Raw genomic sequence first — 15,556 nt, 5'->3', positions numbered from 1 at the left:
CTGCAACTTGGTGGTTGTGGGAGAGTAAGTGACTGCCGCAATATTCTTTGAAGGGTGAGGGGTCATTCCACTTTGGTGGGGTGGCCCCTTTCTCGTATTCATGGGTGTTGTGTCTTGGGGGCGTGTGATGGGTGTAGTTGTCGTTGCGTCAGGCTGTGGGCTGGTGGGCTCACCGAATGCTCTGTGACGTCCTTTCAGTGCGGGAGCGTCTTGAACGAAACCGTTCCACGCATCGTCATAGTCAAACGGGTCGAGACTCTCTCCGGTGGTCCCGATCCAGCCGTCATACGTATCAGCGATGAAGTCACGCCCCCTTCGTCGCTTCCCCGCGCAGTAACTCGATTCCATACGGCGATGTATTCGTCGTGAAAGTCGAGTGCTTCGTGATCGGTGTTCGACTGTGAACTCATGCCGCGCAGTCCAGCGGGATATCCATGCCGTGGGGTTGTCCCAGAGCGCGGACCTCAAAACATGCGTGTGCGATCCCACCCACAGCGGTACTGGTTGGGTAGTGTGGTGGTCACTTATCGTAGGAAGGTACCGCTCATGCTTAATCGAATGCACGATGCCCTCAGACTCCGGACGAATCCGGCGATCTTCTTCTCGTCGGCAGCAGTGATCATCATCTTCGTCCTCGGGACGATCTTCTTCACGGACCAGCTCGACGCCGGAGTGTCCGTGGCGTCGGACTGGCTACTGACGAACCTCGGCTGGTTCTACATCCTCGGCGTCACCGCATTCCTCGTCTTCCTCATCTACATCGCCGCATCCCGGTACGGCAGAGCGAAGCTCGGTCCCGACGACGAAGCGCCGGAGCATTCGAACGGTGCGTGGTTCGCCATGCTGTTCGCCGCCGGCATCGGTTCGATCCTCATGTTCTGGGGCGTCGCTGAACCGGTCAGCCATTTCGGTGACCCACCTCGGGCATCCTCTGGTATCGAAGCAGGCACGGCTGCGGCTGCCGTCGATGCCATGAACTTCACGTACTACCACTTCACCCTTCACACCTGGACGATCTTCACGCTTCCCGCACTGTGCTTCGCCTATTTCATTCACAAGCGCAACCTGCCCCCGCGCGTGAGCTCGATCTTCCAGCCCATCCTCGGTGAGGGCATCCACGGACCGATCGGCAAGACGATCGACGTCGTCGCCATCATCGGCACCGTGTTCGGCATCGCAGTGTCGATCGGGCTGGGAACCCTGCAGATCAACGGCGGACTGGCCCAAGTCATCGGCATTCCCGAGAACGCGTTGTGGCAGCTGATCATCATTGGTGTCGTCTGTGGGCTGGCCACGATCTCTGTCTCGCTCGGCCTCGACAAGGGCATCAAGGTGTTGTCGAACCTCAACATCGTCATGGCGGTGCTGCTGCTCATCTTCATCGTCGTTTTCGGCCCAACGCTGTTCATGGCCAAGGGCATCTTCGAATCCTTCGGCACCTACATCCAACAGCTGCCCGAACTGGCGCTGTGGAACGATACGTTCGCCAACACCGGCTGGCAGAACACCTGGACGGTCTTCTACTGGGCCTGGACCATCACCTGGTCACCGTTTGTGGGCATCTTCATCGCCCGCATCTCGCGCGGCCGGACCATCCGTCAGTTCGTCATCGGGGTACTCGCCGTTCCTGCCGGCTTCTCGGTCCTGTGGTTCGGCATCTTCGGCTACGCCTCCTTCGACATCGAGATGAACAAGGACGGGGGACTGGTCGACCGAGTCGTCGACCAAGGCGATATTCCCGGAGCCTTGTTCGCGTTCCTCGACCACTATCCGCTGTCGGGACCGATCTCGGTGATTGCGATCGTCCTCGTCATCATCTTCTTCGTCACCTCGGTGGACTCCGCAGCCCTGGTCGTGGACACGATGAACAACGGGCATGAGGACTTCAACCCTCTGCCGCAGCGGATTTTCTGGGCTGCCGCCGTCGCCGTCGTCACGGCCGCGCTGCTTGTCTTCTCCGGCTCCGGAGGACTCGAAGCACTGCAGTCGACGATCATCCTCGTGGGACTGCCGTTCTTCATCATCGCCTACTTCCAGATCTACGCCCTCATGCGAGCCTTGCGAGAAGACGCCGGCGAGCTGCCGGCGGTGAAGATGCGCAAATGGAAGAAGGTGCTTCCGCCCGAAGAGGTGGAACGTCGAGACGACGGTGAGGACGCCTTCGCCCACGAATACGACGACGATGAAGAAGTCGTCACAACACCTGAAGCGGCGGAGCCGGCGCCCAAGTTCCGTGACCCCTATGTCTCTGTCGATGGTCAGAGCAAGAAAAAGCGGCACGGGACCCTCTCCAGCCGGACTGGCAGTTCCAGTGCCGAGTCATACAGACCCTCGTCGTCTGAGTGACGATGTGACGGTGACATCGTGACAGTGGAAGGGACTGTTCACTCGCCGTGTGCGTGTGAACAGTCCCTTCGTCGCAGATTGGCGCTTGATTGCCCCCGTATTTATTTCCTCATGGCTGCGATGTTTCCCGAGCCGACGGAGCACACGTATTCGGCACCGTCTTTGACTGCACTGATCTCCACCTGGGTGACTGCCGATCGGCTCGTTGCCGCTTGCACGGTCGCCCGTGCGATGAGCTTGTCGCCTGCAGCCGGGCGCAGGTAGGTCAGATTCACTCCCGCGGTCAGCACTGCGGGACCGAGTCTCTGTCCGCCTGCGAATGTCAGTGCATTATCGGCCAGGTAGCACTGGACGCCGCCATGGACATAGCCGTGCTGCTGCAGATGTTCGGGCTTGAGCTTGAGCTCAAGGGTGACTCCGGCATCATCGTATTGGACGAGCGTCGTGCCCATCATGGTGCTGAAGGGCTGGGCGGCAAGGACGGCTTGGGCGTCCTGGAATGAAGCGCTGGTCATCATTGACTCCGTTTCTACCGTGGTCCAGACATTTCACTCTCAGGCTACCCTGGCGCAGAAGGAGGGCCCCGCACAATCGCGAAGCCCTCCCATGTTATCGCTGATCTTCACCCGGAGAACCGATCAGTCAGAGCTGAAGAGTCCACCGGATGAAAGAATCAGGATCCTGCTTTGATCATTTCAGCGCACTTCTCACCCATCATCATGACCGTGATGTTGGGGTTGACCGTCGTGATCTCCGGCATGGCGGAGGCATCGACTACACGCAGGCGGTTGACGCCCTTGACCCGCAGCTGAGGATCCAGAGGCGAGGACTGGTCATCGGCTGCCCCCATCCGCGCCGTGCCCACTGGGTGGTAGACGGTGTTGTGGGTGCGAGTGATGTAGTCCTCGATCTGCTCATCGGTCTGCACATCCTTGCCGGGGAAGAGTTCCTCACCGGCCCATTCGGACATGGCGTCCTGCGCAACAATGGCACGAGCCGTGCGAATACCGGCGATCATGACGCGCATGTCGTGGCCCTCGGGATCGGTGAAGTAGCGAGGATCAACGTGCGGCTTGTCCCGGAAGTCCATCGACCGCAGACGCACGGTGCCACGCGAACGAGCATGCGTGACGTTGGGCGTCAGGCAGAAGGTATTCTCCGACGTCGGGTAACCCTGGCGCAGAGTATGCATGTCGAACGGCACTGAACCGTAGTGCATCATCAGGTCTGGACGGTCCAAGCCCTCTTCGGTCGGAGTGAAGATTCCGGCCTCCCACCACTGGGTGGAGTCGTCGACCATCGGCTTCTTCGCATCCCATGCGATGACGCCTTCGGGGTGGTCCTGCAGGTGTTCACCGACTCCCGGCGAATCCACGCGAACCTCGACACCCACCTCGGCGAGGTGATCCTTCGGCCCGATGCCCGAGAGCATGAGGAGTTGAGGAGTGTTGATCGCACCGGAGGAGACGATGACTTCCTTCTTCGCCTCAATGCGCTTGGTGTGACCGAAGGCGTTGTTGACGACGTGGACGCCGGTGCAGTTTTCCTCGTCATCGAACTCAAGGACCTTGGCCTGAGTGTCGGTGAGGATCGTGAGGTTCTCTCGATCGAGGATCGGGTGCAGGTAGGACACCGAGGAGGACGAACGGGTGCCGTCGGCCTTGCGGTTGACCTGGAAGAAGTTGGCGCCGTTGATGACGGTTTCGCCCTCGTTGAACTGAACGCGGGGGATGCCTTCCTGCTCACAGGCATCGAGCAGGGCAACACCACAGGGGTCATTCGGCGGCACATTCATCAGGTGAACGGGACCATCATGACCGTGGTGGTCACCGGGAAGCTCGTTGTTCTCCAGCTTCTTGTACAGGCCGAAGGTGTCCTTCGAGCCCCACCCGGTGGCGCCGTACTTGGTCTCCCAGTCGTCGAGATCCTCGCGCGGTGCCCAGAAGGCGATGCACGAGTTGTGTGAGGAACAGCCGCCGAGGACCTTGGCCCTCGCATGCCTCATGTGTGAGTTGCCGTGCTCCTGTGCCTCGATGGGGTAGTCCCAGTCGAAGCCTGACTCGAGCAGTTCCATCCAACGGTTGAGGCTGAGGATGACGTCTTCGCCGACATCGGTCGGGCCCGCTTCCAGCAGTCCGACGCTGACGTCGGGATCCTCGCTGAGGCGTGCCGCCACGGCAGCGCCCGCGGAGCCACCGCCGACGACGACATAGTCAAAGCTATGAGTAGTTTCCACGTTCTGACTCTCCTTATTTGCTGTGATCGGGGAACCAGCCGGTCACGGCAGGTTCGAGGTTCTGGTAGATGTGCTTGGCTTCCTGGTATTCGGCCAGACCCGTCGGTCCCAGCTCGCGTCCGGAGCCCGACTGCTTGTAGCCGCCCCACTCGGCCTGCGGCAGGTAGGGGTGGAAGTCGTTGATCCAGATGGTGCCGTGGCGCAGACGCTGGGCGACCTGCTGGGTCTTGCCCGCATCCTGGCTCCAGACCGCACCGGCCAGACCGTAGTAGGTATCGTTGGCGATCTCGACGGCCTCGTCAACCGTGGAGAAGGTCTCGACGGTCACGACAGGCCCGAAGGCTTCGTCAGAGACCACGGAGATTCCGCGCTCGACCTGATCGAGGATAGTGGGCAGGTAGTAGTATCCCTTCTCCAGGTCGCCCTCGCCCCATTTGCCGCCGCAGCGCACGCGTGCGCCCTCGGCGACGCCCTTGTCGACATAGGCAGTGACCTTGTCGCGGTGGGCTGCGGAGATGAGTGGTCCGGTTTCGGCGTTGTCATCGAAGGGTCCGCCGAGGTGGATCTGCTCAGCACGCTCGACGAGGCGGTCGACGAACTTCTCGGCAATCGATTCTTCGACGATCAGGCGCGCGCCTGCGGAGCAGACCTGACCGGAGTGGACGAATGCGGCGTTGAGCGCATTGTCGACAGCGGCCTCGAAGTCGGCATCGGCGAAGACGACGTTCGGGTTCTTGCCGCCGAGTTCCAGGGCGACCTTCTTCACGGTTGCTGCGGCGTTGGCTGCCAGCAGACGTCCCGTGACCAGGCCGCCGGTGAAGGAGACCATGTCGATGTCTTCATGTGTTGACAGCGGTGCTCCAGCATCTGCACCGGCGCCGAGGATCAGGTTGCCCACACCGGCAGGCAGGCCCAGCTCTTCAAGCACCTGCATCGTCAGGATTGCCGTGTGAGGTGTGAGCTCGGCGGGCTTGAGGATGAACGTGTTGCCGGCTGCCAAGGCGGGCGCGATCTTCCATGCGGCCTGCAGCAGCGGGTAGTTCCACGGTGTGATGAGGGCGCAGACGCCGACTGGTTCGTGGACGATGCGGCTGGCGACGGTGTCGGTGCCGGCATCGACGACGCGGCCTGCGTCGTTGGCGGCAAGCTTGCCGAAGTAGTCGAAGCAGTTGGCGATGTCTTCCATGTCGATCTCGGACTCGACATAGCGCTTGCCTGTGTCGAGCGACTCGGCCCGAGCGAACTCGGCATTGCGCTCACGCAGGACCGACGCGAATTTGAGGAGCATGTCGCCTCGTTCGCTGGCGGGCACGCTTGACCAGACGCCCGAGTCATAGGCCCGACGGGCGGCAGCGATCGCGAGCTCGGTGTCGGCTGGGCTGGCTTCGTCCACCTCGGCGACGAAGCTGCCGTCGGCAGGATTGTGGATCTCTCTGATCCCGCCGTTCTGGGCCGAAACCCACTGTCCATCGATGAAAAGCGTGTTGGGCACGTTGTCTCCTGTTCCTTGATGGTGAAGTCGCTGAAATTGAGTTTGAGGTTCTTAGGTGCACCACTGTGGGCGGGGAGTCAATGCTGTGCGCATGGCTCCTCTTTCCGCTGGTGGTGACGCTTCCGGAAGCCACGATATGCGAACAAGGGTGTCCTATGCTCAATCGAATGAATCGGATCACAGAATGGGGGCCTCATGGTACGCATATGCGGGTCTGCGCGGTGTTGGATTCCGGTATCTGTCTCCGCAATGGCGGTCCCGGAACTGTTGGCACCTTTGGTGCTGTGCCGAGCCGTCTTCTTCGGTCCTGGCTCAGAAGCCGCGGTGACAATGAGCACAATTGCAGGGAGGGCGATTGCGCAATTGAAAGAGCCGACAATCCCACTGCAATTGCTGAAGTTACGGCTGGGAACGCTGTGTGTGCGCAGGTAAATTGTAATTGCTGATGTAGTTGTGCGTGTCAATAATGCCATTGATGCGGGCGTGCACGAGGAATTGACTCTCATGCTCGAATCCTCCACGCCAGGCTTCATTAATCCCCTAGTGACCGCGATGAGATGACCGTACGTCGCCGCAGACCACTGATGGCGGGACGTTTCGCCATGATTCTAACAGAGGCGTTGAATGAGCCCTTGAACGATTGCTCGGCCCGGATTTCAAATAGGGGAGCGTTCCTTCTAACCATTCGCCCAGTGGTCACATGACCGCTGGAGGTTACGGAAGACCCTCAAGCAATTCGGCCTTAACTGCCCGCCTGCGTAGAAAGAGAACTTACCGCGGCCGCTGCCGCTCTTCACCCACCGTCAATACGTGTCCCCACGCACAGGACTCAACCGTTTCGAGTGCACTAGAATGGTGCGGAATCATTGAAAAGACTTTATAGGGAGAATCGTGGCCCCAGGGGATTCGCGAGACAGCCAGCAGAACCGCCGCTCAGACGGCGGGCGCCGCTCAGATCGCGACAGCAATCACAATCGTCGACAGGACTCCACCCAGTCCCGGGACGAGCGCGGGTCACGTAACTCCGATCGTCGCGACGACCGTCGTGGCGGTTACCAGGGCAATCGCGGTAACGATGGTGAGCGTCGTGGTGGTTATCAGGGTAACCGGAGTGAGGGCGGCGAACGTCGTAGCTTCGGGGGAGACCGTCGTGACGATCGTCGCGGTGGCTACCAAGGTAATCGCAGCAACGACGGTGAACGTCGCGATGACCGTCGTGGCGGGTACCAAGGTAACCGGAATAACGACGGTGAGCGTCGTGGTGGTTACCAGGGTAACCGGAGCGAGGGCGGCGAACGTCGTAGCTTCGGGGGAGACCGTCGTGATGACCGTCGTGGTGGCTACCAAGGCAACCGGCGCGATGATCGTGGAGGAAGCCGACGTCGTGACGACGGCGGAGGCGACCGCGGAGGCTTCGGTCGGAACAACAACGACCGCAGGGCCACACGATCAACGGATACCGGCGAATACGCACGCGAGCAGCGTGCCCGTCGGCCGCGCATCCAGGAACCGCCGATTCCCGAAGAGGTCACCGGTAAGGAACTCGACAAAGAGCTTCTTGGTCAGCTGCGTTCCCTTGATAAGGAGAACGCCGCAATGGTTGCCAAACACCTCGTCTCTGCAGGAGGGTTCCTGGACGTCGATCCGGAACGCGCCTACGAACACGCGAAGGCAGCCATGGCCCGTGCGGGTCGCGTCGGCCTGGTCCGAGAAGCCCTCGGCATTGCCGCATATCACGTGGAAAAGTACGACGAGGCAGTTCGCGAACTGCGTACTCACCGACGCATCTCCGGTTCCAACGAGAACATTGCGCTCATCGCCGATGCAGAACGCGGTCGTGAAAAGCCTCAGAAGGCCATCGAACTGTTCGAGTCGGCCGCCGAGCTCGAACTCGACAACGATGCTCGCACCGAACTCGTCATTGTTGCTGCCGGAGCCAAGTCGGACCTCGGTGATCTCAAGGGCGCACGTGCTCTGATCGAGGCAGAAGACTTCACCCAGAAGCCAAGCGGTGGACTAGTGCGACTCATGGCCGCATACTCCGACGTGCTGCGCCTGCACGGCGAAACCGAGATGGCCGATAAGTACGAAGAGCTCTCACGTCGCACAGCCAAGGCCACGGGAACACTCTTCGGGGACGAGGAACCAGACCCCAACCTCGGCGTGGAAATCGAGACCGTCGAAGAGATCCCCGATGAGGAACTCATCGAGCCAGGCGATAAAGCTGCGGTCGACGCAACACCTGAGTCAGACGCTGCAGCCGAAGGCCAGTCAGCTGACGAGTCAGCCGCTAAGGCCGCAGATGCTGAGGCCGTCGACGCCAGCACAGACAGCCCTGCTGCAGACGAGTCAGCTGCAGACGACGCTGAAGCCGTTCAGGTTCCGGCGAAGTCGAAGACGCATGTCTCGGAGAAGGAACTGAAGAAGGTCAAGGTTTCCGAAGAGGAGATCGAAGCCGAACTCGACGAACTGCTGGAGGACGCTGAAGCGGGCGACGCTTCCAGCGCGGAGACTTCAGAAGCCCCAGAGGAATCAGACACGAGCCTCAACGCAGCTGATAACGCGGATCCAGAGGAGCCGGGCGTCTCGTACCGGCTGAGCGGTAATCAGTGACGCCAGTCGCGAACGCAACATCACCAGTCGGTCGACGTGCGCCCGAGGAATCGGGCGCACCGATCGACTGTGTGCTGTTCGACCTCGACGGCGTCGTTTACCACGGGCCTGACCCGATCTCCGGCGCAGTGGAGGGCATCAACTACCTTCACGAGCAGTCCATCCCCGTCAACTATGTGACGAACAACGCCACCCGCACCGCCGAGGTGGTGGCCGAACACATCTCCACGCTGGGAATCAGCACGACACCTACCGAGGTGACCACCTCAGCGCAGGTGCTGGCCAGTCAGCTGGCGGCAAAGTTCGGAACCGGTGCATCCATCTATTTGGTGGGCGCCACTGGCTTAGCCACAGCGCTGGAAGCCGAAGGTCTCAGCGTCACTCGCAGCATTGACGACGCCCCCGTCGCCATCGCCCAGGGCCTCGACCCGGACATCACCTACCAAACGATCGTGGCCGCCTGCGAAGCCATCACGGCAGGCATCGAATGGTGGGCGAGCAACCCCGACTACTCGATGGTCGGGACCCGGAGCCGAGTCCCCGGCAACGGCGCTTTCATCGACATGCTCTCCCAACTCACAGGTGCACAGCCGACCATCGTCGGCAAACCCTCTCCTCACATGATGGAGTTCGCCGCACACCGGATCGGTGCCACCCGCCCACTCATGGTCGGAGACCGCCTCGACACGGATATCGAGGGTGGCAACTCGGCCGGATTCGAAACCGCTCTCGTCCTCACCGGCGTCCACGACATCCATGACGCTCTGCGAGCACGTCCCGGTCTGCGCCCCACCTACATCCTGCCCAGCCTGCGCGGCCTTCCGAAGCTCATCAGGAACAGTGCGCACAGCTCGTCGGCGTGCCGAATCGTCGATGGCCAGCTGCGCCTGGACGAATCTGGCAAGGTCGGGTCCGCCGACGTCGAGGACGCTCTCCGATTAGCATGGGAGGCGATGGACCGCGGCGAGGACGCGGCTCCAGGGAATCTGCCACGGAGGATCCATGACTGAACCAATGCACGAACCACAGCAGGCTGAAGCGTCCAGCCAGGCTGCCGCACCCAGCAGACCTGCAGCGCCGGCACCGACACCGGCCTCAGTCAACGGTGATGTGCCGGTTGAAAACTGGCGTCGCGACCTGGAGCAGATCGGTGACGCCCCCAGCACCGAACGCCACGGACTTCTGTCCACACTGCTCGACGACCTCGATGCACAGGTGAGTTCATTGTGAGCAGACTCGACCGCGCACTGGTCGAACGGGAGCTGATCGCCACACGGTCCCGTGCGGCACGAGAGATCGCTGCCGGACGCGTCAGCATCAACGGCAGAACAGCCGCGAAACCCTCACAGGACGTGACCGAGGCAGACGACATCACTGTCACGGAACCCGACCCCTGGGTGGCACGCAGCGCGCACAAACTCCTCGGCGCCCTCGACTCCTTCTCCATCGCTGACTTCTCAGGCAGGACCGCGCTCGATGCCGGAGCCTCCACCGGCGGGTTCACCCAAGTCCTCCTGCAACGAGGCGCCAAAGAGGTCTGGGCCGTCGACGTCGGCCACGACCAATTCGATGCCGGACTCCGCCAGGACCCACGAGTCGAAGTCCGCGAGGGCCTCAACCTGCGTGAACTGGAGAGCTCGGACGTGCCGCAGGTCGAAGTGGTCGTCGCCGACGTTTCATTCATCTCCCTGCGCCTGCTGTTGGCACCTCTTCTGGCTGCCACACTGCCTGGCGGCGAACTGCTGCTCATGGTCAAACCCCAGTTCGAACTCGCCCGCGGGGCACTGGACAAACACGGCGTCGTGACCACCGTGAGCAAGCGGCGTCGAGCCCTTGACTCCGTCCTCGCCGGCATCGCCGAACACGACGCCCGCGTCGTCGATATCGCGGCCTCCGTGCTTCCCGGTCCCAGTGGAAACCGTGAGTACTTCCTGCGTGTTCGACCAGGCAAAACACGAACCGAGTCCGATAGGCTCAGCGAGGCGGACATCGCAACCCATCTGGACCAGATCATGAGAGGAGAGCCGTGAGCCGACACATCATGGTGCTGCTGCATCCCCAGCGCGAGGAATCAGCAGTGGCAGCAGTGAGCGTGTGGAAGGCGCTCCTCGACGACGGAATCATCCCAGTCGTCTTAGACGAAGAGGTCCTCGACTTCGCCGCACGCAGTTCCCACGCCGGCGTGCAGCAGGAGCTCCTCAGCCGCTGCGAGGTCATCGATCCGGCCGAGCTCGCGATCTGGAAGACCAAATGTGAACTCGTCATCGTCCTCGGCGGCGACGGCACGATCCTGCGCGCGGCCGAACGTTTCCACGGTTCCGGTGTCCCGCTCATGGGCGTCAACTTAGGCCATGTGGGCTTCCTCGCCGAGAGCGAACGTGAAGACCTCGCCGAGGCGGTCCATCGGGCCTCCCAGCGTGACTATCTGGTCGAGGAACGTCTGGCCCTCGACGTCACCGTCTGGCACGAAGGGGAGGCGATCTACAATGCCTGGGCCCTCAACGAAGCCACCATCGAGAAGACGTCGAAGGCACGCATGATCGACGTCGTCCTCGGCGTCGACGCCCGACCCGTATCGTCTTTCGGCTGCGATGGAGTCATCCTGGCGACTCCGACCGGTTCGACCGCGTACGCATTCTCCGCCGGCGGTCCCATCGTCTGGCCCGAGGTCGAGGCACTGCTGCTGATCCCGATCTCAGCCCACGCTCTGTTCACCGAACCGCTCGTCGTCAACCCCGACTCCCGCCTCGGCGTCGAAATCTCTCCGAGCAATCCCGACTTCTCCGCAGTCCTGTGGTGCGATGGGCGCAGAGCCTTGGAACTGCCCGCCGGGGCACGGATCGAAGCCAAGCGTTCACAATCACCGATCAAACTGGCCCGACTTCACACCGGTCCCTTCACCGATCGATTGGTGGCGAAGTTCCGACTGCCCGTCTCCGGTTGGCGGGGACCGATCGAGGAGGCGTAGATGATTTCCGAACTCAGGATCTCCCACCTCGGCGTGATCGCCGAAGCAGAGGTCGAACTCTCCACCGGCTTCACCGTCGTGACCGGTGAGACCGGTGCCGGTAAGACGATGTTCGTGTCTGCCCTGAGCCTGCTCATGGGCCGCAAGGTGGGTGCAGGCGTGGTTCGCAAAGGTGCGGAGAAGGCCGAAGTCGAAGGTATCTTCTCCTCCGTCACCGACTCCGTGCGCTCCCGCATCGAAGAAGCAGGCGGCAGCGCCGAGGACGAAGCGATCATCTCCCGCACCGTGGCGCAGAAGGGTCGCGCCCGCGCCACCGCCGGGGGACGCACCGTCCCGATCTCTGTGCTGACCGAGATCTCCGATGAGCTCATCACCCTGCACGGACAGTCCGAACAGCTGCGGCTCAAAGGCCCAGCCCAACAGCGGCAGCTCCTCGACGCCGCCGGAGGACCCGAACTCGAGGCCGTGGCCGAAAAATACCACGCAGCATTTGAGAACTGGCGCGAGACGCAGACTCGAGTGGCCCGGATCAAGGACAGCACCGCGGCCCGCCGGGAACGCATCCTGTGGCTCAACGGCTGCCTGGAGGCCATCGACAAGATCCGCCCGGTCCCAGGCGAAGACGAAGCCCTGACCGCCCAGGCCGCGAAACTCGGTGCTGCTGCCGAGATCACCCAGGCCGTCGGCAGCGCCCATGACCTGCTGCTGGGCAGCGAACTTGACGATGCCGGCGCCGCCGTCGACCACGTGCACCAGGCGATCAGTGCACTGACCGACGTGGAATCCGCGGATCCGGAGCTGGCCCGCATCAAGGCCGCCCTCAACGACGCGGTTCTGCGCCTCTCCGACTCCGCCGCAGAACTCAGTTCCTACCTGACCGGTTTCGACGAGCTGGGGGAGACCTCACTGGAAGAGACCGAAGCCAGAAGAGCCGAACTGGGATCACTGGCCGCCTACGGTCAGGACGTGGCCGAAGTTCTCGACTTCGAAACACGTTCAGCCCAGGAGCTGGCCGAACTCGAGGCCGATGACCGCGATCTTGGACAGCTTGACGCCGAACTCGACGAAGCCCGCAGCGCCATGGAAGCCGCAGGCCACGCACTGAGCGAGATCAGAACCGCGACCGCGGAGTCCTTCTCTCAGGCCGTGAGTGCAGAGCTGGCAGCCCTGTCAATGCCGAAGGCCAAGGTGACGTTCGAACTCACCGAACGGGAACCGGCATCCCATGGCTGCGATGATGTTCGCCTCACCTTCGCCCCACACGACTCTTCGGTCGGTGACGACATCGGCAAGGTCGCCAGCGGCGGTGAACTCTCCCGAGTGATGCTCGCCATCGAAGTCGTCCGCGCGGCAGAGGAAGCCATTCCCACTTACGTCTTCGACGAAGTCGACGCCGGGGTCGGTGGCAAGGCCGCCATCGAGATCGGCCGTCGCCTCGCGAAATTGGCTGAGAACGCCCAGGTCATCGTCGTCACCCACCTGCCTCAGGTTGCGGCCTGGGCCGACACTCACGTCACGATCGTCAAGGACGACGACGCCGAGACCGTGAAGTCCGGGGTCCGAGAACTCAGCGAAGATGAACGTGTCATCGAACTCTCACGGATGCTCGCCGGAATGGAGGATTCCTCCTCGGCGAAGGCCCACGCAGCCGAACTCCTCGACTCAGCACGGCAGGTCAAGACCGGCTCGGCGGCGCTGACATGAGAGAATGGGCGAACCATGAAAGCGCGTAGAACCAGGGAGAAGCCCACAGTCCCGACCAGGTCTGGCCCGGCTCCTGCCAGACTCGACCGGCGGACGAAAGACCTCACCAAACGGTTGAGCGCAGGCGATATCGCGGTCATCAAACACGGCGATATCGACCGGATCTCTGCCGAGGCGCTCGTGGCCTGCAAACCCGCCGCAGTCATCAACGCGGACAAGTCGATCTCCGGCCGCTACCCCAACCTCGGGCCGGGAATCATCATCGACGCGGGCATCCCTCTCATCGACGCCACCGGCCCTGAGATCTTCGATCTAGTTGATGAGAACTCCGAGATCAGCATCGCCGATGGCACGGTGTTCCTGGATGAGAAGGGGATCGCCACCGGCATCGTCCAAACCGCGGAGACAATCGCGGAGGACATGCACGCAGCCGAAGCCGGAATGAATTCCGTGCTCGTGGACTTCGTCGACAACACGATCGAATACATCCGCAAGGACTCAGACTTACTCTCGGCCGAACTCGTCGTCCCCGATGTGGCCACGAAGTTCGACGGTCGACACGTCCTCATCGTCGTCCGCGGCTACCACTACAAAGAGGACCTCGCGATCCTCGGCTCCTATATCCGCGAATACCGCCCCCTGCTCGTCGGAGTCGACGGTGGAGCCGACGCCATCATCGAAGCCGGATACAAACCCGACATGATCGTCGGCGACATGGACTCCGTCTCCGACACCGCACTGACTTCCGGGGCCGAGATCGTTGTCCACGCCTACCGGGATGGAAACGCACCCGGCACCGAACGCGTCCATTCCCTGGGCGTCGACTGCGTCGCCTTCGCGGCATCGGGCACCAGCGAGGACATCGCCATGCTGCTCGCCGACGACAAGGGGGCAGACCTGATCGTGGCTGTGGGCACACACGACACCGTGATGGAGTTCCTCGACAAGGGCCGCAAGGGCATGGCCTCGACATTCATCACGCGACTGCGGGTGGGCTCGAAGCTCATCGACGCCAAAGGCGTCTCGCTGCTGTACCGACAGCGGATCTCCAACCTGCAGCTGAGCGTCCTCATCATCGCCGGCCTCGTCGCCCTCGGTGTGGCACTGTTCGCGACCGCTGCCGGCCAGACCCTGATCGGACTCATCGGAGCCCAGCTCGACGGAGTCTTCGGATGGATCGGCTCCCTCTTCGGCGGCGACCCTGCTGCATCTTCACAATCTGCCAGCATCATTCAAGGACTGACCAGTGATTGATTTTCGTTACCATCTTGTCTCTCTCGTCTCGGTGTTCCTGGCCCTGGCGGTGGGAATCGTCCTGGGTGCCGGACCGCTGAAGGAACCGATCGGTGAGTCCCTGCAGAGCCAAGTCGACGCACTGCGAGCAGACCGCGATGATCTGCGTGCGAAGATCGATGCGGCCAACGGCAATATCGACAAGCAGAACGACTTCGTGACCTCTGCCGCCCCCGAACTCATCGGCGACTCACTCAAGGGCAAGGACGTCAGCATCATCGGCGCTCCGAAGGCCGACCCCGAGCAGGTCGAAGAGGTCACCAACCGGATCAAGGAAGCCGGTGGAAAGATCGGCGGCGATGTGTCCTTCGTGGACAACACGCTGTCACTGACCGACTCCGCTGATTTCCTCTCGACATTGCGCGACCTGGTGCCGGACCTGCCCAAGGACGATTCCACAGCGCTGCGATCTGCCCTTGTCATCGCATTGACCGGCAACGCCTCGATGTTGGAGAAGGGCAAGGATCGCGACGTCGCAGAGAAGAAGTCCTCGGCACTCTTCGACGCCTTCGTCGACGCGGGTCGGCTGCGCACCGACACCGACCACAAACCGACTCCGCTCTTCGTTGTCGTCGACGATGAGAACTCGAAGCTGGCAGAAGAGACCGAGCCCAGCCCCGATGCCACCGACGACAAAGCCAACCGCACCCTCATCACCGACTTCATCAATTCGCTGACCTCGGACTCGAAGTCCGTGGTCGTGGCCGGTGACGCCGGTTCGGCCCAGAACGGTCTCGTATCCATCCTGCGCACCGAGAAATCTCGGGCCAGCACCGTGGACGGACTCGGACTGGGTGCAGGCGCGGTCATCACCGTCCGCGCCCTCGCCGCTGGTGTGGCCGGGACCCACGGCCACTACGGCTTCTCCAAAGATGCCGAACAGATCATGCCAGGGAAGGACTGA

General features: G+C 62.1%; 12 protein-coding genes. 9 read left to right on the top strand and 3 right to left on the bottom strand.

Features of this window, described 5'->3' with window-relative positions; translation table 11 throughout:
• Window positions 1-546 precede the first annotated feature (546 nt).
• The gene (locus INT40_RS17875; RefSeq protein WP_193096649.1) at window positions 547-2,346 is read left to right on the top strand and encodes a BCCT family transporter; all 1,800 of its coding nucleotides are present in this window, start codon (window positions 547-549) and stop codon (window positions 2,344-2,346) included.
• A gap of 101 nt (window positions 2,347-2,447) precedes the next feature.
• Here the strand turns inward: INT40_RS17875 and INT40_RS17870 are convergent, their stop codons facing one another.
• The 3 genes from INT40_RS17870 to INT40_RS17860 all read right to left on the bottom strand — a co-directional run bounded on the left by INT40_RS17870 (window position 2,448) and on the right by INT40_RS17860 (window position 6,074).
• A complete protein-coding gene (locus INT40_RS17870) occupies window positions 2,448-2,864 on the bottom strand; it encodes a PaaI family thioesterase (RefSeq protein WP_193096648.1) in 417 nt (138 codons plus the stop codon).
• 155 nt (window positions 2,865-3,019) lie between these two features.
• Window positions 3,020-4,582, bottom strand: a complete 1,563-nt coding sequence (locus INT40_RS17865) for a GMC family oxidoreductase (protein ID WP_193096647.1) — start codon at window positions 4,580-4,582, stop codon at window positions 3,020-3,022.
• 13 nt (window positions 4,583-4,595) lie between these two features.
• Entirely contained in the window at window positions 4,596-6,074 is a 1,479-nt protein-coding gene (locus INT40_RS17860) for an aldehyde dehydrogenase family protein (protein ID WP_193096646.1), read from the bottom strand.
• An 891-nt stretch (window positions 6,075-6,965) separates the two neighbouring features.
• On the opposite strand from INT40_RS17860, the gene INT40_RS20760 reads away from it, so the two are divergent.
• The 8 genes from INT40_RS20760 to INT40_RS17820 are packed head-to-tail and all read left to right on the top strand — an operon-like array spanning window position 6,966 to window position 15,556.
• A complete protein-coding gene (locus INT40_RS20760; RefSeq protein ID WP_226831614.1) occupies window positions 6,966-8,687 on the top strand; it encodes a hypothetical protein in 1,722 nt (573 codons plus the stop codon).
• The gene (locus tag INT40_RS17850) at window positions 8,684-9,697 is read left to right on the top strand and encodes an HAD-IIA family hydrolase (protein ID WP_193070377.1); all 1,014 of its coding nucleotides are present in this window, start codon (window positions 8,684-8,686) and stop codon (window positions 9,695-9,697) included. The genes INT40_RS20760 and INT40_RS17850 overlap by 4 nt, the downstream gene beginning before the upstream one ends.
• A complete protein-coding gene (locus INT40_RS17845; RefSeq protein ID WP_193070378.1) occupies window positions 9,690-9,917 on the top strand; it encodes a hypothetical protein in 228 nt (75 codons plus the stop codon). Before INT40_RS17850 ends, INT40_RS17845 begins: the two co-directional genes overlap by 8 nt.
• On the top strand, window positions 9,914-10,717 hold the full coding sequence (locus tag INT40_RS17840) for a TlyA family RNA methyltransferase (protein WP_193070379.1): 804 nt from the start codon (window positions 9,914-9,916) through the stop codon (window positions 10,715-10,717). Before INT40_RS17845 ends, INT40_RS17840 begins: the two co-directional genes overlap by 4 nt.
• Entirely contained in the window at window positions 10,714-11,655 is a 942-nt protein-coding gene (locus tag INT40_RS17835) for an NAD kinase (protein WP_193070380.1), read from the top strand. The genes INT40_RS17840 and INT40_RS17835 overlap by 4 nt, the downstream gene beginning before the upstream one ends.
• Entirely contained in the window at window positions 11,656-13,359 is a 1,704-nt protein-coding gene (gene recN, locus INT40_RS17830) for a DNA repair protein RecN (protein WP_101574763.1), read from the top strand.
• Window positions 13,360-13,374: 15 nt separating this feature from the next.
• Window positions 13,375-14,613, top strand: a complete 1,239-nt coding sequence (steA, locus tag INT40_RS17825) for a putative cytokinetic ring protein SteA (RefSeq protein ID WP_193070381.1) — start codon at window positions 13,375-13,377, stop codon at window positions 14,611-14,613.
• Window positions 14,606-15,556, top strand: a complete 951-nt coding sequence (locus INT40_RS17820; protein WP_193070382.1) for a copper transporter — start codon at window positions 14,606-14,608, stop codon at window positions 15,554-15,556. Before steA ends, INT40_RS17820 begins: the two co-directional genes overlap by 8 nt.

The sequence above is a fragment of the Brevibacterium sp. FME17 genome (assembly GCF_014897515.1).
In the GTDB taxonomy this organism is placed as follows: Bacteria; Actinomycetota; Actinomycetes; order Actinomycetales; family Brevibacteriaceae; genus Brevibacterium.
The sequence above is the reverse complement of the archived record's forward strand: the minus strand, read 5'-3'. Positions and strand labels throughout refer to the sequence as shown.

Coding starts and splice junctions, on each gene's coding strand:
- INT40_RS17875 (WP_193096649.1), top strand. CDS start 547: ATGCTTAATCGAATGCACGATGCCCTCAGACTCCGGACGAATCCGGCG.
- INT40_RS17870 (WP_193096648.1), bottom strand. CDS start 2,864: ATGATGACCAGCGCTTCATTCCAGGACGCCCAAGCCGTCCTTGCCGCC.
- INT40_RS17845 (WP_193070378.1), top strand. CDS start 9,690: ATGACTGAACCAATGCACGAACCACAGCAGGCTGAAGCGTCCAGCCAG.
- recN (WP_101574763.1), top strand. CDS start 11,656: ATGATTTCCGAACTCAGGATCTCCCACCTCGGCGTGATCGCCGAAGCA.
- steA (WP_193070381.1), top strand. CDS start 13,375: ATGAAAGCGCGTAGAACCAGGGAGAAGCCCACAGTCCCGACCAGGTCT.